At 69.9% G+C, this 23,554-nt stretch carries 24 protein-coding genes and 3 tRNA genes; 21 read left to right on the forward strand and 6 right to left on the reverse strand.

The genetic code is table 11. From position 1 onward, the window contains the following. The 3 genes from J7E22_RS10140 to J7E22_RS10150 all read left to right on the forward strand — a co-directional run. Positions 1-871 (forward strand): M23 family metallopeptidase (locus J7E22_RS10140; protein ID WP_214981622.1); only part of this gene is annotated, 871 nt, incomplete at its 5' end. 93 nt (positions 872-964) lie between these two features. Further along, positions 965-1,036, forward strand: a tRNA-Thr gene (locus J7E22_RS10145). Between the two features lie 32 nt (positions 1,037-1,068). Next, positions 1,069-1,142 (forward strand) — tRNA-Met (locus J7E22_RS10150). Positions 1,143-1,332: 190 nt separating this feature from the next. Here J7E22_RS10150 and J7E22_RS10155 read toward each other — a convergent pair. After that, positions 1,333-1,722 (reverse strand): hypothetical protein, encoded by a 390-nt coding sequence (locus tag J7E22_RS10155; RefSeq protein WP_214981623.1) that lies wholly within the window; start codon positions 1,720-1,722, stop codon positions 1,333-1,335. Positions 1,723-1,838: 116 nt separating this feature from the next. On the opposite strand from J7E22_RS10155, the gene J7E22_RS10160 reads away from it, so the two are divergent. From J7E22_RS10160 to J7E22_RS10170, 3 genes are read left to right on the forward strand one after another with little or no spacing between them, the layout of a single operon-like run. Then, positions 1,839-2,288: a MaoC family dehydratase N-terminal domain-containing protein gene (locus J7E22_RS10160; RefSeq protein ID WP_214981624.1), complete on the forward strand. Its 450-nt coding sequence runs from the start codon at positions 1,839-1,841 to the stop codon at positions 2,286-2,288. After that, complete coding sequence (locus tag J7E22_RS10165) at positions 2,285-2,710, forward strand: MaoC/PaaZ C-terminal domain-containing protein (RefSeq protein ID WP_214981625.1); 426 nt, start codon at positions 2,285-2,287, stop codon at positions 2,708-2,710. The genes J7E22_RS10160 and J7E22_RS10165 overlap by 4 nt, the downstream gene beginning before the upstream one ends. Further along, positions 2,707-3,741: a UDP-N-acetylmuramate dehydrogenase gene (locus J7E22_RS10170; RefSeq protein ID WP_251008992.1), complete on the forward strand. Its 1,035-nt coding sequence runs from the start codon at positions 2,707-2,709 to the stop codon at positions 3,739-3,741. The genes J7E22_RS10165 and J7E22_RS10170 overlap by 4 nt, the downstream gene beginning before the upstream one ends. A 135-nt stretch (positions 3,742-3,876) precedes the next feature. Here the strand turns inward: J7E22_RS10170 and J7E22_RS10175 are convergent, their stop codons facing one another. Beyond that, a complete protein-coding gene (locus J7E22_RS10175; RefSeq protein WP_214981852.1) occupies positions 3,877-5,058 on the reverse strand; it encodes a pyridoxal phosphate-dependent aminotransferase in 1,182 nt (393 codons plus the stop codon). A 197-nt stretch (positions 5,059-5,255) separates the two neighbouring features. On the opposite strand from J7E22_RS10175, the gene J7E22_RS10180 reads away from it, so the two are divergent. From J7E22_RS10180 to J7E22_RS10205, 6 genes are all read left to right on the forward strand, one after another. Further along, positions 5,256-5,328: transfer RNA gene (locus J7E22_RS10180), tRNA-Trp, on the forward strand. A 35-nt stretch (positions 5,329-5,363) separates the two neighbouring features. Next, positions 5,364-5,627 (forward strand): preprotein translocase subunit SecE, encoded by a 264-nt coding sequence (secE, locus tag J7E22_RS10185; RefSeq protein ID WP_374193271.1) that lies wholly within the window; start codon positions 5,364-5,366, stop codon positions 5,625-5,627. 119 nt (positions 5,628-5,746) lie between these two features. Then, positions 5,747-6,835 carry a transcription termination/antitermination protein NusG gene (gene nusG / locus J7E22_RS10190; RefSeq protein WP_214981628.1) on the forward strand — a complete coding sequence of 363 codons (1,089 nt, stop codon included), beginning with the start codon at positions 5,747-5,749 and terminating at the stop codon, positions 6,833-6,835. A 153-nt stretch (positions 6,836-6,988) separates the two neighbouring features. Further along, a complete protein-coding gene (gene rplK, locus J7E22_RS10195; protein ID WP_214981629.1) occupies positions 6,989-7,420 on the forward strand; it encodes a 50S ribosomal protein L11 in 432 nt (143 codons plus the stop codon). Between the two features lie 97 nt (positions 7,421-7,517). Further along, a complete protein-coding gene (rplA, locus tag J7E22_RS10200; RefSeq protein WP_214981630.1) occupies positions 7,518-8,207 on the forward strand; it encodes a 50S ribosomal protein L1 in 690 nt (229 codons plus the stop codon). Between the two features lie 87 nt (positions 8,208-8,294). Beyond that, entirely contained in the window at positions 8,295-8,903 is a 609-nt protein-coding gene (locus tag J7E22_RS10205) for a Pr6Pr family membrane protein (RefSeq protein WP_214981631.1), read from the forward strand. A gap of 18 nt (positions 8,904-8,921) precedes the next feature. On the opposite strand, the gene J7E22_RS10210 is transcribed toward J7E22_RS10205, so the two are convergent. After that, positions 8,922-9,638, reverse strand: coding sequence for a YqaJ viral recombinase family protein (locus J7E22_RS10210; protein ID WP_308159219.1), 717 nt, complete (start codon positions 9,636-9,638; stop codon positions 8,922-8,924). 97 nt (positions 9,639-9,735) lie between these two features. Next, positions 9,736-10,947, reverse strand: a complete 1,212-nt coding sequence (locus J7E22_RS10215; RefSeq protein ID WP_214981632.1) for an ROK family transcriptional regulator — start codon at positions 10,945-10,947, stop codon at positions 9,736-9,738. A 145-nt stretch (positions 10,948-11,092) separates the two neighbouring features. On the opposite strand from J7E22_RS10215, the gene J7E22_RS10220 reads away from it, so the two are divergent. The 6 genes from J7E22_RS10220 (at position 11,093) to J7E22_RS10245 (ending at position 17,659) form a co-directional block, all read left to right on the forward strand. Then, the gene (locus J7E22_RS10220; protein WP_214981633.1) at positions 11,093-11,839 is read left to right on the forward strand and encodes a sugar phosphate isomerase/epimerase; all 747 of its coding nucleotides are present in this window, start codon (positions 11,093-11,095) and stop codon (positions 11,837-11,839) included. Beyond that, positions 11,836-12,981, forward strand: coding sequence for a Gfo/Idh/MocA family protein (locus tag J7E22_RS10225; protein WP_214981634.1), 1,146 nt, complete (start codon positions 11,836-11,838; stop codon positions 12,979-12,981). The genes J7E22_RS10220 and J7E22_RS10225 overlap by 4 nt, the downstream gene beginning before the upstream one ends. A gap of 97 nt (positions 12,982-13,078) precedes the next feature. After that, positions 13,079-14,383, forward strand: coding sequence for a sugar ABC transporter substrate-binding protein (locus tag J7E22_RS10230; protein WP_214981635.1), 1,305 nt, complete (start codon positions 13,079-13,081; stop codon positions 14,381-14,383). A gap of 194 nt (positions 14,384-14,577) precedes the next feature. Next, the gene (locus J7E22_RS10235; protein ID WP_214981636.1) at positions 14,578-15,573 is read left to right on the forward strand and encodes a carbohydrate ABC transporter permease; all 996 of its coding nucleotides are present in this window, start codon (positions 14,578-14,580) and stop codon (positions 15,571-15,573) included. Further along, entirely contained in the window at positions 15,566-16,405 is an 840-nt protein-coding gene (locus J7E22_RS10240) for a carbohydrate ABC transporter permease (protein ID WP_214981637.1), read from the forward strand. The genes J7E22_RS10235 and J7E22_RS10240 overlap by 8 nt, the downstream gene beginning before the upstream one ends. A gap of 222 nt (positions 16,406-16,627) precedes the next feature. Next, a complete protein-coding gene (locus J7E22_RS10245; RefSeq protein WP_214981638.1) occupies positions 16,628-17,659 on the forward strand; it encodes a biopolymer transporter Tol in 1,032 nt (343 codons plus the stop codon). Between the two features lie 212 nt (positions 17,660-17,871). Here J7E22_RS10245 and J7E22_RS10250 read toward each other — a convergent pair whose 3' ends face one another. Both J7E22_RS10250 and J7E22_RS10255 read right to left on the reverse strand, forming a co-directional pair. After that, on the reverse strand, positions 17,872-18,546 hold the full coding sequence (locus tag J7E22_RS10250) for an ABC transporter ATP-binding protein (RefSeq protein WP_214981854.1): 675 nt from the start codon (positions 18,544-18,546) through the stop codon (positions 17,872-17,874). 98 nt (positions 18,547-18,644) lie between these two features. Further along, on the reverse strand, positions 18,645-20,159 hold the full coding sequence (locus J7E22_RS10255) for an ABC transporter permease (RefSeq protein WP_214981639.1): 1,515 nt from the start codon (positions 20,157-20,159) through the stop codon (positions 18,645-18,647). 145 nt (positions 20,160-20,304) lie between these two features. Between J7E22_RS10255 and J7E22_RS10260 the strand changes: the two genes are divergently transcribed. From J7E22_RS10260 to rplJ, 3 genes are all read left to right on the forward strand, one after another. Then, positions 20,305-21,093, forward strand: coding sequence for a response regulator transcription factor (locus tag J7E22_RS10260; protein WP_285439893.1), 789 nt, complete (start codon positions 20,305-20,307; stop codon positions 21,091-21,093). 19 nt (positions 21,094-21,112) lie between these two features. After that, positions 21,113-22,687 carry a cell wall metabolism sensor histidine kinase WalK gene (locus J7E22_RS10265; RefSeq protein WP_214981640.1) on the forward strand — a complete coding sequence of 525 codons (1,575 nt, stop codon included), beginning with the start codon at positions 21,113-21,115 and terminating at the stop codon, positions 22,685-22,687. A 340-nt stretch (positions 22,688-23,027) separates the two neighbouring features. Further along, positions 23,028-23,543, forward strand: coding sequence for a 50S ribosomal protein L10 (gene rplJ / locus J7E22_RS10270; protein WP_214981641.1), 516 nt, complete (start codon positions 23,028-23,030; stop codon positions 23,541-23,543). Positions 23,544-23,554: the final 11 nt, after the last annotated feature.

Below are 23,554 nucleotides of genomic sequence, written 5' to 3' on the forward strand. Positions count from 1 at the left end.
GCGGACAGCCGGCGCACCGGCCCCGCGCCGGACCGCAGGCTCCGCGGCTCCGCGCCGGTCGACTGCTCGCACGACGCCCGTACGTGCGACCGCGACGACCTCCCCGTACGCCGACCGTGCCACCCGCCACCTCGGCGCGCGGACCGTGACGGTGCAGCCCGCCGCACCGCGGCAGGGAGCGGCCCTCCGCCGGAACGCCTCCCGGGCCACCGCGGTCGGCGCGCTCCTCTTCGCCGCCGGTCTCGTGGTCTCCACCTCGCTGCCGGCGCAGGCGTTCTACACGCCGGAGCCCGGCTCCACCGCGGCCCGGACGACCGCGTCCGGCGCGACGCAGTCCCTCAGCGTGGGCGACGCCGACGGGGCCGCGATCACCCGCGACCAGTACACGGTGTCGTCGGCAGCGCAGTACAAGCCCGTCACCGGTTCGAACTTCTCGACCGACCCGACCGGGTCCATCCAGTGGCCGTTCCCGACCGCAGTGCCCATCACGTCCGGCTTCGGTGCGCGTGAGGTCGCGGGGTGCTCGTTCTGCTCCACGAACCACATGGGCGTCGACTTCGCTCCGGGGGCCGGTACCCCGATCCACGTGGTCGCGAGCGGCACGGTCATCAAGGTGCAGCCGAACGACGGCGGCTACGGCAACGACGTCTGGGTCCAGCACGACGTCGACGGCAAGCAGTTCGTCAGCGTCTACGGCCACATTCTCGACAACTCGTTCAAGGTCGTCAACGGGCAGCACGTCACGGTGGGCGACGAACTCGGGCTCGTCGGCAGCAGCGGCAACTCGACCGGGCCGCACCTGCACCTCGAGATCCACGTCAACGGGGTGCCCATCGACCCGCTCGCGTGGCTCCGCGCGAACGTGAACTAGCGGTGCTCCGGACGGCGCGCCCGGGCGTCCCGGCGGGTTCCTGAGCACTGTCCGGGTTCTGCTATCCTCGTGTGGTGCCGCTCGCGGTACAGCGCCCCGATAGCTCAGTGGTAGAGCACTTCCATGGTAAGGAAGGGGTCGTCAGTTCAATCCTGACTCGGGGCTCCGACCCGGTCCGTACGTCGGACCGGATCTCTGGCGGGGTAGCTCAGTTGGTTAGAGCACACGACTCATAATCGTGGGGTCGCGGGTTCAAGTCCCGCCCTCGCTACCGGAAGCCCGGCGCTGTTGCGCCGGGCTTCAGTCGTTCCCGGGCCGCGTCGCCGGGTGAGCGCCGCCGCGCCGTGCCGCCGGGCCGCTTCGCCTCGTGCGCGCTTGATCGCCCCGTGCGAGGTTCTTTCCGCGCACGGGGCGATCAACCTCGCACCGAGGGCTCGGGCCGCGGGCCGCGCGCGCTCGCGTCAGCGCGAACGGCGCTCCGTGCGCGACACCAGCACCCCGGCAGCCCGCAGTGCCCCCTCGAGGTTCGCGTTCACCGCGTGCCACGCCGCCCGCCGACGCTCCGCCCCGATGCCCCCGCCGGACACCGCGGTGCCGTGCCCGGACGGCCGGACGGTGATCGTCGTGGAGGCGCCGGTGACGGTGCTCGACAGCTCCCACCGCCGGAACTCCCGCTCGGGGTGCACGAGCGCGCCGAACAGGATCGTGAGCACCCGGTTGCCCGCGGTCGCGGTGAGCGTCCCCCCGGTCGACTCGACGTGGTGCCCGGACTGTCGGAGCGCAGCCCCGGCGACCTCCATGGCCGTGCGCCGGTCCCCGGTGTGCACCGCGTACTCGGTCGTGGTCTCCATCGTGTTTCCCCGTCCCCGGAATCGACCCGGCATCCCCCGACGCCGGCCCGGCCAGCATATCCGATGCAAACTCATCAAAGGCAAGGCCTCGGGTGGCCCTCGGTAGACTCCCCGACGTGTCTGTGAACCCCGAGCTCGTCGGCAGGACCTTCCCGCCGGCCCAGCCCTACCTGGTCGGTCGCGAGAAGGTGCGCGAGTTCTCCCGCGCGGTGTTCGCGACGAACCCGATCCACCTCGATCCCGAGGCCGCCCGCGCCGCCGGCTACGCCGACGTCGTCGCGCCGCCGACCTTCGCCGTCGTCGTGCAGGAGGCCACGCTCGCCCAGCTCCTTGCGGAGCCGGACGCCGGCATCGACTTCTCCCGCGTCGTGCACGGCGAGCAGGCCTTCGCGTACGACCGGCCGATCGTGGCGGGCGACGAACTGACCGCGACCCTCACGGTCACGAGCGTGAAGACCCTCGGCGGCAACGCGATGGTCACCGCCCGGTCGGCCGTCGTCGACGCGACCGGCGCCGACGTGGTCACCGCGACCTCCACCCTGGTCGTCCGAGGAGCAGACGCATGACCGCCGCACCCGTCCCCGCGCTCGAGGTCGGCACGGTCGTCGCAGAACGCGACGTCCACCTGACGCGCGACGCCCTGGTCCGCTACGCCGGCGCCTCGGGTGACTTCAACCCCATCCACTACCGCGACGACGTCGCCCGGTCGGTCGGGCTCCCCGGGGTCCTCGCACACGGGATGCTCACGATGGGCCTCGCCGTGCAGCCCGTGTCCGAGTGGCTCGGCGACCGAGGCTGGGTCGCCGGTTACAGCGTCCGCTTCACGCGCCCCGTCATCGTCGACCCCGAGCAGGGAGCGACCGTCGGGGTCGTCGCCAAGGTCGGCACCGTCGACGACGACGGCCGTCCGGTCCGCATCGACCTCACCGTGACCGCCGCCGGGCAGACCGTGCTCGGCAAGGCGCAGGTCACGGTGACGTTCCGCTGACCGTGTCGACCCCGGTGCTCGCGGACCTCACGACCTTCCGGGTGGGTGGTCCCGCCACGCGGCTCCTGACGGCCGAGACGACCGACGACCTGGTCGCGCACGCGTTCGCCGCGTGGGACGACGAGGACTGGCTCGTCGTCGGTGGTGGCAGCAACCTCCTGGCCGCCGATGCGGGCTTCGACGGCACGGTGGTCCTGGTCCGCACGCGCGGTGTCAGCGCCGTCGCCGACGCCGACGGCGTCACGGTCCGGGTCGCCGCCGGCGAACCCTGGGACGCGTTCGTCGCCGAGACCGTCGACAACGGGTGGACCGGTCTGGAGGCCCTCAGCGGCATCCCGGGCACGGTCGGTGCCGCCCCCGTGCAGAACATCGGCGCCTACGGGGTCGAACTGTCCGACGTGCTCACCGCCGTCGAGTTCCTGGACGCGGCGACGGGGGAGCGCGCGTGGCTCCCCGCGGCCGAGCTGGCGCTCGGCTACCGCACCTCGACGCTGAAGCACGGGCGGCGCGGCGTGGTGCTCACGGTCGAGTTCCGGTTGGGCCGTGCGGCGCAGACCGGCGTGCCGGTCCGGTACGCACAGCTCGCCGGGTCCCTCGACGTCGAGCTCGGCACCCTCGTCCCTCCGACGACGGTCCGCACCGAGGTCCTGCGGCTCCGCGCCTCGAAGGGCATGGTGCTGGACGCCGACGACCCCGACACGTGGAGCGCCGGGTCGTTCTTCACGAACCCGATCGTCTCCGCCGGGTTCGCCGAGACCCTGCCGCCCGAAGCGCCCCGGTGGGCCGCCGGGGACGGGGTGAAGCTGAGCGCCGCGTGGCTCATCGAGCACGCGGGCATCCATCGCGGGTACGCCGTTCCGGGTTCGCGCGCCGCGGTGTCCTCGAAGCACACCCTGGCGCTGACGAACCGCGGGGGAGCGACCGCGGCCCAGGTCGCCGAACTGGCCCGCTACGTCCAGGTGACGGTGCTGAACCGCTTCGGGGTGTCGCTCGTGCCGGAACCCGTCGTGGTCGGCGAGCTGCTGGACTGACCCGGCCACGCGCCTCCAGTCCCGTAGTGCCGGTGGACCGGACGGTGTCGCACCCCCGGAACGACATCGCGCCCCGCGGGAACGGGGCGCGATGTGCGGAGCGGGGTGCGGCCGGGTACCGGCCGCGCCGCCGACCTAGCTGAAGAACGCCGCCAGGCGCGCGACGCCCTCGGCGATGTCGTCGTCGCCCAGCGCGTACGACAGCCGGAGGTAGCCGGAGGGCCCGAACGCCTCGCCGGGGACCACCGCGACCTCGGCGTGTTCGAGGATCAGGTCCGCGAGCTCGAGGGACGTGGTCGGTGTGGTGCCGGCCCACTCGCGGCCGAGCAACCCGGTGACATCGGGGTAGACGTAGAAGGCGCCCTGCGGGGTCGGCGTGAGGACGCCGGGGATCGCGTTCAGACCGTCGACGATGGCCTTCCGGCGACGATCGAAGGCCTCGCGCATGGCGGTCACGGGCTCCTGCGGCCCGGTGAGTGCCGCGATCGCCGCACGCTGGGAGACGTTGGCGACGTTGGACGACAGGTGCGACTGCAGGTTCGACGCGGCCTTGACGGCGTCGGCCGGACCGATGAACCACCCGACACGCCACCCGGTCATCGCGTACGTCTTCGCGACGCCGTTCACCAGGATCGTCGTGTCCGCGAGCGCGGGGACGGCGTCGAGGATGCCCGTGAAGCGGACGCCGTCGTACACGAGGTCCTGGTAGATCTCGTCGCTGATGACCCAGATGCCGTGCTCGAGCGCCCACTCGCCGATGGCCCGGGTCTGCTCGGCGGTGTAGACGGCGCCGGTCGGGTTCGAGGGGGAGCAGAACAGGAGCGCCTTGGTCCGCGGGGTGCGCGCGGCCTCGAGCTGCTCGACCGTGACGAGGTACCCCTGGTCGCTGCCGGCGAAGACCTCGACCGGGACGCCGCCCGCCAACCGGATGGCCTCCGGGTAGGTGGTCCAGTACGGGGCCGGCAGCAGGACCTCGTCACCGTCGTCGACGATCGTCTGGAAGGCCTGGTAGACGGCCTGCTTGCCGCCGTTGGTGATGATGACCCGGGAGGGGTCGACCGTGATGCCGGACTCCCGCGCGGTCTTCTCCGCGACCGCCTGCTTCAGTTCCGGCAGGCCGGTGGCGGGCGTGTACCGGTGGTTCTTCGGGTCCTGCGCGGCCTGCACGGCGGCGTCGACCACGTGCTGGGGGGTGGCGAAGTCGGGCTCGCCCGCCGCGAAGGAGATGACGGGACGCCCGGCGGCCTTCAGGGCCTTGGCCTTGGCGTCGACCTTGAGCGTCGCGGACTCGGCGATCGCCGCGATGCGGGACGCGATGCGCGCTCGGTCGGTGTGCGCGCGGGCGGGGGTGCCGACGGGCGCGTTGGCGGTGGACTCGGGGCCGGGGGCTTCGGTGCTCACGGGTCCCAGCCTATCGGCGCGGCACGCCGGGGCCGCGGCCAAGTGGACACCGTGTGACGGTCTCCCGTAGACTCGTCCACCGGAACGCGGAACGGTGACGAACTGTGTTCTGAAGGGCGGTGGCTCAATTGGTAGAGCAGCGGTCTCCAAAACCGCAGGTTGCAGGTTCGAGTCCTGTCCGCCCTGCAGATCTGGAAGGGTAGAAGTTGGCGAGCAAAGACATGGAGACGACGGCGGACGACGTCGTCGCCCAGGCGAAGCACGACCGAGCGGCACGCCGCGGTCCCATCGCTGCCATCGCCCTGTTCATCCGTCAGGTCATCGCCGAACTCCGCAAGGTCGTCACGCCGACCCGCAAGGAACTCTTCAGCTACACGGGCGTCGTGCTGGTGTTCGTCGTCGTGATGATGGTGCTCGTGTCGATCCTGGACTTCGTCTTCGGCCTCGGCGTCGGGTACGTCTTCGGCAACGGGCCCACGGCCTGACCCGGACGTGCACCATCCTGGGCCGACCGGCGCAGGAGTACGGTCGCCGGAGACGGCTCCGGTCCTGATCCGGACCACCCGCCAACCCGACCAGCACCACCGAACGGAAAGAATCGACTGTGTCTGACTACTCCCGCGACGACATCGACCTCGCGACGGCTGCCGAGCAGTCCTCCGAGGTCGAGGAGAACCAGGAAGGCGACGTCGAGACCGCTGAGGGGCGTTCGGTCGAGTCCGCTGAAGAGCGTGCGATCTCGATCGAGGACGAAGACGACCCCTCGCTGGGCCTGAGCGACGAGCCGGACGACGGCACCGTCGACGTCGGTCTCGACGAGGCGCTCGACGCCCTGGCCGAGGCCCGCGACCCCGAAGCGGACGCCGTCGTCGACGACGCGCTCGAGATCGACACCGCTGACGAGGCCGAGGCCGCCGTCGAAGCGGTCGAGGACGAAGAAGAGCTCGAGCTCGAAGCGGAGACCGCAGCCGAGGCGAACGCCACGCTCGCCGCCGACGAAGCCCTCGACGCGGACACCGCCGACGCGGACACCGCCGACGCGGACGCCGAGGACGAGGACGAGGACGCCGAGCCCGCCGAGGTCGACCCGTACGAAGCCTTCAAGGCCGAGCTGCGGATGAAGCCCGGCAAGTGGTACGTCATCCACTCCTACGCGGGCTTCGAGCGCCGCGTGAAGTCGAACATCGAGAACCGCATGGTGTCGATGTCGATGGAGGACTACATCTACCAGGTCGAGGTCCCGATGGAGGACGTCGTCGAGATCAAGAACGGGCAGCGCAAGCTGGTCACCCGCGTCCGGATCCCCTCGTACGTGCTCGTCCGCATGGACCTCAACGAGGACTCGTGGTCGGTCGTCCGGCACACCCCGGGCGTCACCGGCTTCGTCGGCAACGCGCACAACCCGACGCCGCTCCGCTTCGACGAGGCGTTCGGCATGCTGAAGTCGCTGGTCCAGGTGGCCGAGGCCGCTCCGACCAAGGGCGGCAAGGGCGGCGGACTCCAGTCGCAGCCCGCGGCGGAGGTCGACTTCGAGGTCGGCGAGACGATCACCATCAAGGAAGGCTCGTTCGCGGGTCTGCCGGGGTCGATCTCGGAGATCAAGCCGGAGAGCGGCAAGCTCACGGTGCTCGTCTCGCTCTTCGAGCGCGAGACGCCGGTCGAGCTCAGCTTCGACCAGGTCACGAAGCTCTAGTCCGAACACCGCGTGCTCAGCGACATCCGCTAAGCTCATCAAGTTTGGTCCCGCGCGCTCGCGTGTGTGGGGCGTCACCGCGGTCCGGAACGGCCGGGCCAGCGGGAGAGTGCACGGGTCCCCGTGCGTTCGATTCCAGGAGGAAGACAAGTCATGGCACCGAAGAAGAAGGTCACGGGCCTGATCAAGCTGCAGATCAACGCGGGAGCCGCCAACCCGGCCCCCCCGATCGGTCCAGCGCTCGGTCAGCACGGCGTGAACATCATGGAGTTCTGCAAGGCGTACAACGCCGCGACCGAGTCGCAGCGCGGGAACGTCGTGCCGGTCGAGATCACCGTCTACGAGGACCGTTCGTTCACGTTCGTCCTCAAGACCCCGCCGGCCGCGGAGCTCATCAAGAAGGCAGCGGGTGTGCAGAAGGGGTCCTCGACCCCGCACACGGTCAAGGTCGCGACGATCTCGATGGACCAGGTCCGTCAGATCGCCGAGACCAAGCAGGCCGACCTGAACGCGAACGACATCGAGCAGGCCGCGAAGATCATCGCTGGCACCGCGCGCTCGATGGGCATCACGGTCGAGGCCTAGTCCGACCCCGGGGCACCTCGCCCCACACCCTCGCACGAACCCTTCCGTGGGAGAGCCTCGCCGGCTCGTCAACCACGTAGCTCCCAAGGAGATCACCATGGCGAAGAAGTCAAAGGCCTACCAGGCCGCGGCCGCGAAGATCGAGGCCGACAAGTTCTACACCCCGTCCGAGGCAGTCGCCCTGGCGAAGGAGACCGGTTCCTCCAAGACCGACTCCACCGTCGAGGTCGCCCTCAAGCTCGGTGTCGACCCGCGCAAGGCGGACCAGATGGTCCGTGGCACGGTCATCCTGCCGCACGGCACGGGCAAGACCGCCCGCGTCATCGTCTTCGCGACCGGCGCTGCGGCTGAGGCCGCCATCGCTGCCGGCGCTGACGAGGTCGGTGGCGACGAGCTCATCGCGAAGGTCGCCGAGGGCTACACGTCCTTCGACTCCGCCGTCGCGACGCCCGAACTCATGGGCAAGGTCGGTCGTCTCGGCAAGGTGCTCGGCCCGCGTGGCCTCATGCCCAACCCGAAGACCGGCACCGTGACGCCGAACGTGGCACAGGCCGTGAACGACATCAAGGGCGGCAAGATCGAGTTCCGCGTCGACAAGCACGCGAACGTGCACTTCGTCGTCGGCAAGGCCTCGTTCACGTCCGAGCAGCTCGACGAGAACATCTCGACCGCGCTCGAGGAGATCAACCGCCTCAAGCCGAGCTCCTCGAAGGGCCGCTACGTCATGAAGGGCGCCGTCTCGACGACCTTCGGGCCGGGCATCCCGCTGGACGTCAACAGCATCTGATCGACCTGATCACACAGAAGGGCCCGCACCGGGAACGGTGCGGGCCCTTCTCGTCGTGGACGGTCGTCGGCCCGGTACGGTTGCACCGTGCGGACCCTCGCGAACTCCCTCCGTCTCCTCGCCGTCATCGCCGTGGTCGCTGCGATCGTCACGCAGTGGCTGGTGAGCTCGCGGCTGCCGAGCTACTCGCCGTGGAACTTCTTCGGCTACTTCACGATCCAGTCGAACATCATGATCGCGCTGGCGTTCGCCCTGACGCTCGTTGCGGCGGCCCGCCGCAAGCGTGAGGGAACAGGCGCGTCGCTGTTCCGCGGGGCGGCGACGGTGTACATGGCGACGACGGGGATCGTCTACACGACGCTGCTGACCGGCGTCGACGTGTCCACGTCCGTGTGGTGGCCGAACGACGTGTTGCACAAGATCATGCCGGTGTACGCCGTGCTCGACTGGCTGCTCTTCTCGGACCGGTCACGGCTGCTCCTTCGGCAGGTGTGGTGGTTCCTGCTGTACCCGGCCGTGTGGCTCGTCGTCGTGCTCATCCGCGGCGCGACGGACGGATGGGTGCCGTACCCGTTCCTCAGCCCCGGGCTCGGGTACGGCGTCGTCGGGCTCTACTGCCTCGGCGTGGCCGTGTTCATCGCGCTGATGGGCGTGCTCGTGATCGGGATGAGCCGACTCCGGCTGGTCAAGGTCTAGTCGGACCGGAACGGCCCGCTAGTCGCGGAACCCGCGCAGCCGATCGAGCACCAGGTCGGCGAGTTGGATCAACCCGCGGATCTGGTCGTCGTCGCGGTCCACCCACCGGCACTCGGGTTCGTCGGCGACGGGCACGAACTCGTCGTGCCGCTCCCACACGAACAGGGTGCGGTCGGCTCCGAGGACGTACTGCTGCCACCAGATCTGCCGCAGGTAGTGCCGCGGGATGCTCCGCCAGCCCTTGCCGGTCGTCTTGATCTCGGCGAGCACCAGCCGCGACGAGGCATCGAGCCCGACGCCGTCCGGGGTGGCCAGGTGCGCGCGGTTGGTCGACGCGTGGAACAGGTGCGCCGACGGCTGGATCCCGTGCGTCGCTGCCACCCAGGCAGCGATCACGGGTTCGCGGTCCTTGCCGTGCTCCGTGTAGACGTTGCCCGAGAACCGGGAGCCCCAGCGCTTGTCCGCGACGACCGCCTCGACGGCTCGCAGCGAGGCGAGGCGTGCGACGTCGGTCGCCGTGATGCCGGCAGCACGAGCGCGCAACCACGCGACGCGGTCCGAGGAGTGCGCGACGATCCGTTCGGTGTGCCCCCGGAGGACGGTGAAGGTGTCGTGCACCGGTGGCGCGGCGCGGTCGGTCGGCCGCTCCTGGAACGTGACCGGCGCGGCGGACGCGGGGTGGTCCTCCCACCCGGGGTCCAGGTCGCCCCACAGGGTGGGCTGCACGATCGTCACCCGACGATTCTCCCCCCGCACGCCGACGGCGACGAATCCGACGCGCGGACTCGCGGCCCGAGGAGCCGGCCCGGTGCCCGAGCGGGCTCGGCCGGGCTCAGGAGACGAGCTGCGGGCCCTCGGCGAAGGCGACGAGCTCGTCGACGCCGGCGGGGGAGAGGGCGTACCCGATCGCGAGGGCCGCGGCCCCCTGCAGTGCGGCGACGGAACCGGCACGCGACTGCGCGATCACGAGGTGTTCGGTGGCCAGGGGCATCGAGCGGGAGTACACGACCTCGCGGACGCCGGCGAGCAGGTGCTCACCGGCCTGCGTGATCGAGCCGCCGAGCACGATCACCGACGGGTTCATGAGGGACACGCAGGTGGCGAGGACCTCGCCGATGTCCCGGCCGGCCTGTCGCACGGCGTAGATGGCGTCGAGGTCGGAGCGGTTGACGAGGTCGATCACGTCCGCGCTGGAGTGCACGTCGTGGCCCTTCGCCCGCAGGGACCGGGCGATGGCGGGACCGGACGCCACGGCCTCCAGGCACCCGGTGTTGCCGCAGTGACACGGCACGTCGCCGGCGCGGGACACCCGGACGTGGCCGATGTCGCCCGCGGTGCCCTGTGCGCCGCGCTGGAGCTGGCCGTCCGAGACGATGCCCGACCCGATGCCGGTGGCGACCTTCACGAAGAGCAGGTGGTCGACGGCGGGCCACCCGTGCTCCCGTTCGCCGAGCGCGGCGATGTTCACGTCGTTGTCGAGCAGGACGTGCGCCGCGATGTGCTGTCGGAGCCAGGCGGGCACGTCGAAGCCGTCCCAGCCCGGCATGATCGGCGGGTTCGCGGGTCGTCCGGTGGAGAACTCGACCGGGCCCGGGACACCGATGCCGATGGCGACGACGTCGTGGCGGGACCGGCCGATCTCGTCGAGGAGGGCGTCGATCGTCTCGACGAGCCAGGAGAGCGTGGGGACGGGGCCGGCCGCGATGTCGATCCGGGCCTCCCGCGTGGCGAGCGGTGCGGCCGCGAGGTCCGTCACTGCGACACGACCGTGCGAGGCACCGAGGTCCGCGGCGATCACCAGACGCGCCCGGGGCATGAGGGCGACCTGGGCCGGCGGACGCCCGCCGGTGGACGCAGCGGTGTCCACAGGACCGACGAGTCCGACGTCGATGAGGGCATCGAGGCGCACGCCGATCGTCGAGCGTGCGAGTCCTGTCAGCGCGGCGAGCTCGGCCCGGGTCCGCGGCACACCGTCGCGCAGGATCTGGAACAGCTCGCTCGTCCCGACCGGCGGCGACGCTGCCATCCGTGTCAAGTCGACCATGGGGCGAGTGAAGCACAGTTCCAACGCGCCACGCAACGAAGTGCGTCGACATTCGTGCAACTTCTGCTTGACCGCCGACAAAAGTGGTCATAGTGTGGCGAGCGGTCAGAGACGACCGCAACATCTCGACGAGGAGACATCCCTGGTGACACAACCGCTCTCGGTTCAGCTCTACACCGTCCGTGACGCGCTCTCGGCCGATCTGCCCGGCACGCTCAAGCGCATCGCCGGCATCGGCTACACGAACGTCGAGCTCTTCGGCTACGTCGATCGTGCCGACGAGTACGTGACGGCCCTCGCCGACGCCGGCCTGGTCGCCCCGAGCGGCCACGCGCGGCTGCTCGACGCCGGCGAGCAGGACCTCGAGCGCATCTTCCACGCGAGTGCCACCGTCGGACTCGGCACCCTGATCGACCCGCACATCGACGAGACCCGCTGGACCACCCGTGAGGACGTCGAGGCGATCGCCCGCGAACTCAGCGCCCTCGCACCCCGCGCCGCCGATCACGGCCTGACGCTCGGTTACCACAACCACGCGTTCGAGTTCTCGAACCGCATCGACGGCGTCAGCGCCTACGAGGTCTTCGCCGACGCGCTCTCCGACGACGTCGTGCTCGAGCTCGACACCTACTGGGTGACGGTCGGCGGCGACGACCCGGTCGCGATCATCGGCAAGTACGGCGACAAGGTCCAGTTCCTGCACGTCAAGGACGGCGACGGATCGCACGACGACAAGAAGCAGGTCGCGGTCGGCAACGGCATCATGCCCGTCCGCGACATCATCGGCGCCGCACCGGACGCCCAGTGGGTCGTCGAACTCGACGACCACGAGGGCGACGTGTTCCAGGCCGTCACCGACTCCTACACGTTCCTCGAAGGGGCCACCGCATGACCGACACCGCAGTGCACGACCAGCACTCCACCACCACGAAGACCGGCCCGGTCGGCGTCGGCGTCATCGGCGCCGGGGTCATCTCGGACCAGTACCTGTCGAACCTGACGGTCTTCCCGGACGTCACCGTCCGCTTCATCGCCGACATCGACCTCGAGCGTGCCGCGTCGCAGGCCGAGAAGTGGGGCGTTCCCGGCTCCGGTACCGTCGCCGAGCTCCTCGCCGACGACGACATCGAGATCGTCGTCAACCTGACCATCCCGGCCGCCCACGTCGAGGTCGCACTGCAGGCCCTCGCCGCCGGCAAGCACGTGTGGGGCGAGAAGCCCTACGCCCTCGACCGCGAGAGCGCCGCGCAGCTGCGCGACGCCGCCGCTGCCGCCGGCAAGACCGTCAGCGTCGCACCCGACACCTTCCTCGGTGCCGGACTGCAGACCGCGCTCCGCACCATCCGCGACGGCCGCATCGGCGCACCGCTCAACGGCCTGACGCTCTTCCAGAGCCCCGGCCCCGAGTCGTGGCACCCGAGCCCCGAGTTCCTCTTCGCCTACGGCGCGGGCCCCCTGTTCGACATCGGCCCGTACTACATCACGACCCTCGTGCAGGTGTTCGGCCCGGTGAAGAAGGTCACGGCGACCGCCTCGAAGTCGCGTGCGACCCGGACGATCGGATCCGGCCCGAAGGCCGGCACCGAGTTCCCGGTCGAGGTCCCCACGAACCACTCCGCACTCATCGAGTTCGAGAACGGCGGGAGCGCACAGAGCGTCTTCTCGTTCGAGTCGGACCGCGGGCGTACCGGGTTCGTCGAGATCGCGGGCGAGACCGGCACGGTCGTGTTCCCCGACCCGAACAACTTCGACGGCGACACCGAGCTGTACGCGCTCGGCGCCGACGAGCCCGAGGTCGTTCCGGCCGTCGGGTCCACCTACTCGCGCGGCACCGGCGTGGTCGACCTCGCCCGGTCCCTCCGCGCAGGTGAGGAGAACCGGGTCCCCGGTGCCCTCGCCTTCCACGCCCTCGACGTGATGGTCTCCATCGCCGAGTCGGCAGAGCGTGGCGAGGCGGTGCTCGTCGAGAGCACCGTCACGCCGTCCCAGATCCTCCCCGAGGGCTGGGATCCCGCGGAGCAGACCCTGGTCTGACCCGCACCGCCGGGCGGCACCGATGTCGTCCGGCAGCACACAGCAGCACCCGAAGATCCACCCTCAGCACCATCTCAACGACGAGAAAGAGAGAGTCATGCGCACTGTCATCCGCGCACTGGCCATCACCGCGGCCGCGGCACTCACCGTGACCGGCCTCGCAGCCTGTTCCTCCGGTTCGTCCGGATCCGGTTCCTCCGGCAGCAAGACGCTCACCTACTGGGCGTCCAACCAGGGCACGTCCCTCCAGAACGACAAGGAGGTGCTCACCCCCGTCCTCGCCAAGTTCACCAAGGAGACCGGGATCAAGGTCAACCTCCAGGTCATCGGCTGGAACGACCTGCAGACGAAGATCCAGACCGCCGTCACCTCGGGCCAGGGCCCGGACGTCGTCAACATCGGCAACACCTGGGCGACCTCGCTCCAGGCGACCGGTGCGTTCCAGGAGTTCGGCTCCTCCGAGATGAAGTCGATCGGCGGTGCCGACAAGTTCGGCAAGGTCGCGCTCTCCACCGGTGGCGCCCCCGGCAAGACCGTCACGAGCGTCCCGCTCTACGGCCTCGCCTACGGCCTGTACTACAACAAGGCCATGCTCCAGGCTGCCGGCATCACCCCGCCCACCACGTGGGAGGAGCTGACCGCTGACGCCAAGAAGCTCACCACCGGTGGCAAGTACGGCTTCAGCATCGCCGGTGGTTCGTACACCGAGAACGCGCACTTCGCGTTCATCAACGCCGCGCAGAACGGCGGCGAGTGGTTCGACAAGAGCGGCAAGCCGACCTTCACCTCGTCGGCGAACGTCAACGGCATCAAGCGGTACCTCGACCTGATGCAGAGCGACAAGGTCGCGAACCCGTCGAACGCGCAGTACGACAACGCGACGCAGTCGGTGACGGACTTCGCGAACAAGAAGGCCGCGTTCATCCTGAACCAGAACAACGCCAACGCGACGATCGAGTCCCTCGGGATGAAGTCGTCCGAGTACGGTGTGGTCGCCCTGCCCGCCCCCAAGGGTGGCCAGGACATCGCCAGCTTCCCGGCCGGCATCAACCTGTCGATCTTCAAGAACACGAAGAACAAGGACGGCGCGCTGAAGTTCGTCAAGTACATGACGAGCGAAAGCACGCAGGCCACGCTCGACAAGCCGTACTCGGCCCTGCCGGTGCTCGCCTCCGCTGTGAGCTCCGTCTCGGACCCGCAGACGAAGACGTTCCTCGACATCTACAACAACAAGGCGAAGCCGCTCCCGCTCGTGCCCGCCGAGGACCAGTTCGAGTCCACGGTCGGCAAGGCGATGAACGAGATGTTCGCCAAGATCGCAACCGGCGGCACGGTGTCCACCAGTGACATCAAGACCGCGCTGCAGACCGCCCAGGACCAGGTGTCCCAGGCGAACGGCTGATCCACACCCAGCCTGGAGGCCCGGGGCGCGTCCGCAGGACCGCCCCGGGCTTCCGCCCCCTCTCTCTTCGAGACCCGGCCACGCGCCGGACGTGAGCCGTCTCGGCCCACGCGCCCCGAGCCTCCCGGCCTCACCGCCACCACGGTGAGTGCTCGTGCACCCGAACTCCGTTCCGAAGCCGAAAGGCCTTGCACATGTCCACGACGGTCCTGCCTGAATCCGAGGCCATCGACCTGACCCACACGCATGCGCCGACGCTGTCGACGCCTCCGGGTGGGAAGAAGCGTCGACTCCAGTGGCTGCCGTACGCCCTGGTCGGTCCCGCGGTCCTCTTCGAGCTCCTGATCCACATCGTGCCGATGCTCGTCGGCATCTGGATCAGCTTCGTGCAGCTCACCAAGTACTTCATCGCGAACTGGGGCTCCGCGCCCTGGGCCGGGCTGCACAACTACTCGGTCGCCGTGGACTTCAACCAGGCGATCGGCAAGGGGCTGCTCAACTCGTTCCTGATCACGGCCGGCTTCACGGTGCTCGTGGTCGGGCTCTCCTGGGCCTTCGGCATGGCGGCTGCGGTCGCGCTGCAGAAGGAGTTCCGCGGTCGCGGGCTCTTCCGCACGCTGTTCCTGGTGCCGTACGCGCTGCCGATGTACGCCGGCGTGATCACCTGGAAGTTCATGTTCCAGCGTGACTCCGGTGCCATCAACCACCTGCTCGTGGACCAGCTGCACCTGTTCGCCGGGCACGCCCCGTTCTGGCTCATCGGCAACAACGCCTTCGTGGCCGTCGTGGTGGTCGCGATCTGGAAGACCTGGCCGTTCGCCTTCCTGATGCTGATGGCCGGCCTGCAGTCGGTCCCGGCCGACGTGTACGAGGCCGCCTCGGTCGACGGTGCGAAGCCGTTCCGCCAGTGGCGCTCGATCACCCTGCCGATGGTGCGACCGGTCAACGTGACGCTCGTGCTCGTGATGTTCCTCTGGACCTTCAACGACTTCAACACGCCGTTCGTGCTCTTCGGCTCGACCGCGCAGCCCCCGGCCGCGGACCTGCTCAGCTTCCACATCTACAACGCGTCGTTCATCACCTGGAACTTCGGTTCCGGGGCCGCGATGAGCGTCCTGCTCCTCATCTTCCTGCTCATCGTGACCGGCATCTACCTCGCCGTGACCAACCGGAGGTCCGTCCGTGCGTGAAACAGTCGGCGCCAAGTCCTTCAAGATCGTCGTCCTGACGCTCCTCACGATCTTCACGGTCGTCCCGCTCTACGTGATGATCACCACGGCCATGAAGCCGCTCGGTGACGTCCAGAACACCTTCACGTGGATCCCGACCCGGATCACCTTCCAGCCGTTCATCGACATGTGGTCGACGGTGCCACTGGGGCAGTACTTCATCAACTCGCTAGTGGTCTGCACGGTCGCGACGGTGTTCTCGCTCGTCATCGCCACGTTCGCCGCCTACGCGGTGTCGCGGTGGAACTTCAAGGGCAAGAGCGCCTTCACCACGACGGTGCTCTCGACCCAGATGTTCCCGGGCGTGCTGTTCCTGCTCCCGCTGTTCCTGATCTTCACGAACCTCGGGAACTCGCTCGGCATCCAGCTCGTCGGGTCCTGGACCGGCCTGATCATCACCTACCTGACGTTCACGCTGCCGTTCTCGATCTGGATGCTCGCGGGCTACTTCGAGACCATCCCGCGCGAGCTCGACGAGGCCGCGATGGTGGACGGCTCGGGCCCGATGGGTGCGTTGTTCCGGATCATCCTGCCGTCGGCCCGTCCGGGTCTGGTCGCAGTGGGCATCTACTCGTTCATGACGGCCTGGGGTGAGGTCCTGTTCGCCTCGGTCATGACGAACGGCAACGGGCAGACGCTCGCCGTCGGTCTGCAGCAGTACTCGACGCAGACGAACGTGTACTGGAACCAGATCATGGCGGCGTCGCTCGTCGTGTCGATCCCGGTCGTCATCGCGTTCCTCATCGTGCAGCGCCAGTTCGTGGCCGGCCTCACCGCCGGTGCGGTGAAGTAGCCGCAGGCACCACCCCGTCGGGAGGCGCGGTGCGGGTCCGACCCGCACCGCGCCTCCCGTCCGTGTGCGGCGGCAGCCGCGTGCCCCGAGTCTCGCGTTGGGCGACCGACCTCGCGCTGGGGGACCGATCTCGCGGCGTCCGGTCCGCGAACGGTCGCCGCACCCGAGACCCGCCCTCCGACGACCGAGCCCCGAGACCACCAGACACGACAGGATGACCCCATGACCGAGCCCCGAGGGCGGCAACTGCTGCCCGGACAGACCAGCCGCGTGCACGTGTACGACGTCGCGTCGCGGACGAGCCGCCTGGTGTTCGAGTCGCGTTCCGTGCTCGTCGAGGCACCGAACGTCCTGGACGACCAGACCCTCGTCCTGAACGGCAACGGTGACCTGTGGCTGTTGCCGCTGCCCGCGCGCGAGGTCGACGTCGTGCTCGACGAGACCGCGCTCGTGCCCGTGCCGATGGACGGCGTCGACGAGATCAACAACGACCACGTGCTCGACCCCTCGGGCACCTCGGTCGTGGTGAGTGCACGCAACGGGGAGCTCTACCGCGTGCCGTTGCCCGCGGGCGGAGCGGTCGAGCAGCTGACCGACACCGCGGCGGTGCTGCCGACCAAGCGGAAGTTCTACCTGCACGGCATCGCGCCGGACGGCTCGAGCCTGGCAGCGATCGTCGGGGACCTGTCCGTCGACGGCGTCTGGACCACCGACGTCGCGCTCGTCGACCCGGCATCGGGCGAGCCGACCTTCGTCACACGCGACGGGTTCCCGGACGACGGGTGTGCGTTCAGCCCGGACGGGGCGTTCCTGCTCTTCAACACCGAGCGATTCAGCCCGGGGACGGCGCAGCTCGCGACCGTCCGGATCGGAACGTCCGACGACGGTGTGCAGGACGCCGACGGTGCGCAGGACGGCGACGGTGCGCAGGACGGCGGCGGTGCGCAGGAGGGCGACCGGGCCTTCGCCGACCCGGTGCAGCTCACCGGCGACGAGCGCGTGAACTGGTTCCCGCACGTCTCACCGGACGGCGAGCACCTGCTGTACCTGTCGTACGAGCCCGGTGTGCAGGGACACCCGGCGGACCAGCGGGTGGAGCTCCGGCTGCTGCCGGGCGTCCTCGCACGCGGTGCGCGGATGGCCGTGGTGCCCGAGACGCTGGTGGCGCTCAACGGTGGGCAGGGGACGGTCAACGTGCCGCCGTGGGCACCGGACTCCGCCTGGTTCGCGTACTGCGACTACCCGATCTCGTAGCGGCGGGCCGGACGCCGGCTCCGGCCCCGCGTGCGTGCCGAGCGGCCGGGCGCCTGCCCACGTGCGTGGCGAGTGTCCGGGCGCGGGCCCGCTCGCCCCGTCGTGCGTGACGAGCGGGCGGAACCCGCACCGGCCGTCGAGGCCGAGCATCTGGTTCCGCCCGCTCGCGTGCCGGGCGCGGGACGTGCCTCCCGGATCGCTGGCCAGGGCCGCTACAGGTCGCGCACCTGGCCCTGCTTGATGTGCAACCGTCGCTCGGCCCGCTGCGCCACCCACGAGTCGTGCGTGACGATCACGACCGTCAGTCCGCGGTCGCGCCACTGCGTCTCGATCAGCCCCATGATCTCGTCGCGGGTGCCCTCGTCGAGGGCGCCGGTCGGCTCGTCCGCGAGCAGGACGCTCGGGTTCTTCACGAGCGCCCGCGCGATCGCCACGCGCTGCTGCTGCCCGCCCGACAGCTCGGCGGGCAGGTGGTCGAGTCGTTCGGCGAGCCCGACCTCCTGCAACGCGTCCGTCGCGCGCTGCCGCACCTCGGCGCGGGAGCGGTTCGCCAGGGAGCCGGCGAACGCCGTCTCGACGTTCTCCAGGGCGGAGAGCGTCGGGATGAGGTTGAAGCTCTGGAACACGAAGCCGATCTCGGTGGCCCGGAGGTCCGTCAGCGCGCGGTCGCCGAGCCTCGCGACGTCGCGATCCCCGAGCAGTACCGAGCCGGCCGTCGGGCGGTCGAGTGCGCCGAGCATCTGCAGCAGCGTCGACTTGCCGCCGCCGGTCGGGCCCTGGATCGCGACGAGCTGTCCCTGGGGGATCACCAGGTCGACGTTCGTGAGCGCCGTCACCACGCGGTTCTTCTGCTTGTACGTCTTGCTCACGTTCTGCAGGTGGTAGATCGGACGGGAGGCGCGGCTCGCCTCGCCCGCGGACGGTGCGGTCTCGGTGCTGGTCACGATGGCTCCTTCGGGTGCTGGGTGCTGTGGGTGGGCGGACATCAGGCGACGCTCCGCAGGGCCTCGGCCGGACGCAGGCGGCTCGCCCGCCATCCGCCGAGCGCTCCGGCGAGGAGGCCGCCGAGGATCGCGAGGCCGATCGCGAGCGCGATCACCTCGACGGTGACGGGCGCGTGCAACACGACGTCCGTGGTCGTGGCCGCCCGGGCCGCACCGCCGCCGAACCCCCCTGCGGGCACGCCGCCCGCGGAGCCGCCGCCGGCCGCGGCGGTCGCGGCACCGCCCGGGAACCCGCCCGTGCCGCCGCGGTTCGTCGTGGTCGAGGCGCTCGCCGAGATCGTCGGCGCGATGACGTTCACCACGAGGATCCCGATCAGGCCGACCGCCGCGCCGATCACGCCGCCGATCAGCCCCTGCACCAACGACTCACCGGCGACCTGCCGGGTGATGCGACCGTTCGACCAGCCGATGGCCTTCAGGGTGCCGAACTCGCGGGTGCGCCGGGTGACGCCGGAGATCGTGAAGAGGATCGCGATGAGGAACGCCGCCGCCAGGACGATGATCGACAGCCAGGTGCCGAGGTTCGAGACGAGGCTCGAGGCGGTGGCCAGCGAGCCGGACACGCTCGAGGCAAGGTCGGCCTCCGTGGAGACGGTCGCGCTCGTGAGCTCCTTCTGCAGCGCCGACTTGACCGATCCGACGTCGGACGAGGACGTCGCCGAGACGTAGATCGACGTGACCTTGCCACTGAGACTCGCCAGCGTCTGTGCGGTGTCGAGCGGGATGTAGGTGTTCGATCCGGTCGTGCTCGACGAGCCGGTGGGTGCCACGATCCCGATGACGGTGAAGGTCTTCCCGCCGATGGAGACGGTGCTGCCGACGGCCTTCGACTCGCTCTTCGCGTACGAGGAGTCGAGCACGACCACGTCCTTGCCGGCGTCCGACGACGTGAAGGTCCGACCCGTCGAGAGCTCGGTGCTCGTCAGCGGACCGACGGTGTCGCCGGAGACCGGGATCCCGGTCACGGTGAACGAGTCGACGGAGAACGAACCGCCGCCGAAGCCGCCGGGGCTGCGTTGCGCGCTGCCGGTGCCAGCGCCGCGGCCCGTGCCGCTTCCGGTTGCGCTGCCGCTCGTGCCGCTGTCGTTCTGCTGCACCTGCCCCGAGAACGTGGTGTCCTCGAGCGTGAGGACGCCGGTCGCGGTCTTCACACCGCTCGTCCCCGCCACCGTCGTCACGTCGGCGGTGCTGAGGGTGCTCGCGCCCCGGGCGACCGCGAGCCGTGACTGCGACAGGTTCGTCGACCCCGTCCCGCTCTGCTTGCCGAAGTCGAAGGCCGGACGCCCCGTACTCGACGGCGTCTCGGTCTTCGTGACGGTGATGTCGGTACCGACGCCGTAGACGGACTGCAGCACACTCGACTGGGCGGACTGCACCCCGCTCGCGATGGACGACACGATGACGACGAGGGCGATCGCGAGCGCCATGCCGACGGCGATGATCACCGTCTGCTTCGTGCGGTTCGTGAGTTCTCGCCTGAGGTAGGTCAGGAACATGGTTCTCCTCGGTGGTGGCCGGCGGGGGTCACCGGCCGTGCGGAGCGCACGGCGGGGCCGACGGGGGAGAACGTAGGGAGCCGACCCAAGCGTGGGCACGCGAGCAGCTATGAAGGGGCGATGGAGGACGATCCACAGTCGGCAGATGGCCGCCGCACAGAGCGCTCATAGGAATCTCTCGATACTCGAAGACGTGACCATCTCCCAGCCAGCAGCAGCCCCGCGCCTCACGCGTGCCGACGGAACCCCGTTGCGCATCCTCGTCGTCGACGACGAGGCCAGCCTCACCGACCTCCTGTCCATGGCACTGCGGTACGAGGGCTGGGACGTGAAGAGCGCCAACGGCGGTCAGGACGCCCTGAGTGCTGCACGCGAGTGGAAGCCGGACGCGATGGTGCTGGACGTCATGATGCCGGACCTCGACGGGCTGCAGGTGCTCAGCCGGCTGCGGCAGAACAACGACGACACCCCGGTGCTGTTCCTCACCGCGAAGGACAGTGTCGAGGACCGCGTCACCGGGCTCACCGCCGGTGGCGACGACTACGTCACGAAGCCGTTCTCCCTCGAGGAGGTCGTGGCGCGGCTCCGCGGGTTGATCCGCCGGTCGCAGATCTCCGTGTCCGAGGCGGGGGACTCCCGCATCATCGTGGGGGACCTGCTGCTCGACGAGGAGTCGTACGAGGTCTCCCGTGCCGGCCGGCCGATCGAGCTCACCGCCACCGAGTTCGAACTCCTCCGCTTCCTGATGCGCAACCCCCGCCGTGTCCTGAGCAAGGCGCAGATCCTCGACCGCGTCTGGTCCTACGACTTCGGTGGCAAGTCCAGCGTCGTGGAGATCTACATCTCGTACCTCCGCAAGAAGATCGACGCCGGCGAACAGCCGATGATCCACACCGTCCGTGGCGTCGGGTACGTCATCAAGCCCACCTCCTGAACGGACGCCGTCCCTCCCCATGACCCTCCGCCGTCGGCTCGTCCTGAGCATCGTCGCCCTCGTGGTCGCCGTCAGCGCGGTGATCGGCGCGGGCAGCATCCTCGCGCTCTCGGGCCTCCAGACCGCCGCGATCGACGCCCAGCTCTCGAAGGCCACCACCCGGGCGTCGACGAAGTTCGGTCAGGGACAGGGCGACGAGCCGCAGGGTGGGCAGCGCCCGAACGACGAGCTGCTGCAGCCGCTCGGCCAGGCGGCCGGCACGCTCACGGCGTACTACGTCTCCGGTGGCGGTGCGGGTGGCATCGTCCTGCAGGAGGACAGCTCGCGCGCCCAGCTGACCAGCACCCAGCTGCAGCGCCTCGGCAACGTCAAGGTCGGCGTGGCCCCGGCGACGATGGACCTCGGCGGCACCCTCGGGCGCTACCGGGTCGCCGCGGTGCAGGTGGACAACCCCGTGCTCGGCAACGCCGTCCTGGTGGTCGGACTCCCGATGGCCCCGGTCTACCAGAGCGTGTGGTCACTGCTCTGGGTCGTCATCGCCGTCGTCGCGGCCGCCCTGCTCGTGGCCTCCCTGGTCGCAGCCGTCGTCGTCCGACGGTCCCTCCGGCCGCTCGAACGTGTGGCCGAGACCGCGTCGACGGTCGCCAGGATGCCCCTCGACCGCAGTGACGCCCTCGACGACGTCCGCGTGCCGGACGCCGACCCCCGCACCGAGGTCGGTCGGGTCGGGGCGGCGTTCAACCGGATGCTCGGACACATCGGGAGCGCGATGCAGGCGCGGGAGCGGTCGGAACAGAAGGTCCGGCAGTTCGTCGCCGACGCCTCGCACGAGCTCCGCACGCCGCTGGCATCCGTGCGCGGGTACGCCGAGCTCACCCGGCGGATGGGCAGGGACCTGCCGCCGGACGTCGTCTACGCCATGAGTCGCATCGAGTCGGAGTCCATCCGGATGACGACGATGGTCGAGGACCTGCTGCTCCTCGCCCGGCTCGACGAGGGCCGCGAGATCCAGTTCGACGACGTCGACCTGACCGGGCTCGTGTTCGACGCGGTGAACGACGCCCACGCGGCCTCGCCCGAGCACCCCATCGAGGTCGACGTACCGGACGAGCCCGTCGTGGTCGTCGGGGACGCGGCCCGCCTGCACCAGGTCATCGTGAACCTCGTCACGAACGCCAGGACCCACACACCGGACGGCACCCGGATCACCGTCGGCATCACTCCGGTCGACGGGGGAGTGGACCTGACCGTGCGGGACACCGGGCAGGGCATCGACCCCGAGTTCCTCCCGAAGCTGTTCGAGCGCTTCGCCCGGGCGGACAGCTCACGCTCGCGCACCGCCGGCTCGACGGGCCTCGGGCTCGCGATCGTCGACGCTGTCGTGCAGGCGCACGGCGGGACGGTCACGGTCACGAGCGAGCCGGGCGACACCGTGTTCACGGTGCACCTGCCGGTGGACGGGCCGCGCGAGCGTCCAGCGGACCGCACGGAGGAACGTCCCGTCGCGTCGACGAGGGCGACCGAGACCGGCGCTCCAGTGCCGGAGGCGTCCGACTGGTCGGAGACGCCGGCGGTCGCCGACGCGACCCCCTGACGGGCTGGGCGCGCGCCGTCGGTCGCGGACCGACGCGTCTGCAGCCCGCTGGCCGTGCCGGTGACGGGAGGCGCGGAGCCGGCCCGCACCGTCCCTCCAGACCGTTTGGTGTCGGCCCTGGGTGTCTGCTACTGTTCTCGAAGCCAAAGACCGCCGGTTCTTGCTGCGCTCGCGCAGCAAGCGAAGGTCCTCTCTCATGAGGCAACCCGCGCAGGTGTTCAGAACCACTCCGGTTTCATCCGGAGCAGCTCCGAGCCTCTGCGCCGGAGCTTTTTTCATGTGCGCCTGTGTTCGTCACAGTCGGGACCTGGGGCTACCGGCAAGAACCCCAAGGAGAACCATGGCGAACAAGGAAGCTGCGGTCGCCGAGCTCACGGAGTCCTTCCGTAGCTCGAACGCCGTTCTGCTCACCGAGTACCGCGGTCTCACGGTCGCGCAGCTCAAGGAGCTCCGCAACTCGATCCGTGAGCACGCCACGTACGCCGTGGTGAAGAACACGCTGACCAAGATCGCGGCGAACAACGCCGGCATCTCCTCGTTCGACGAGGAACTCGCCGGTCCGTCCGCTCTCGCCTTCGTCCACGGTGACACCGTCGCCGTCGCGAAGTCGCTGCGTGCATTCGCCAAGGCGAACCCCCAGCTCGTGGTGAAGGGTGGTTACTTCGACGGTAACCCGCTCTCCGCGACCGAGGTGGACAAGCTCGCTGACCTCGAGTCCCGCGAAGTGTTGCTCGGCAAGCTCGCCGGCGCCTTCAAGGCCTCGCTGTTCGGTGCTGCGTACCTGTTCCAGGCACCCCTCTCGCAGGCCGTCCGCACCGTGGACGCTCTGCGCGAGAAGCAGGAGTCCGCAGCCTGACCAGGCCTGCG

The sequence above is a fragment of the Curtobacterium sp. ISL-83 genome (assembly GCF_018613895.1).
Lineage (GTDB): Bacteria > Actinomycetota > Actinomycetes > Actinomycetales > Microbacteriaceae > Curtobacterium.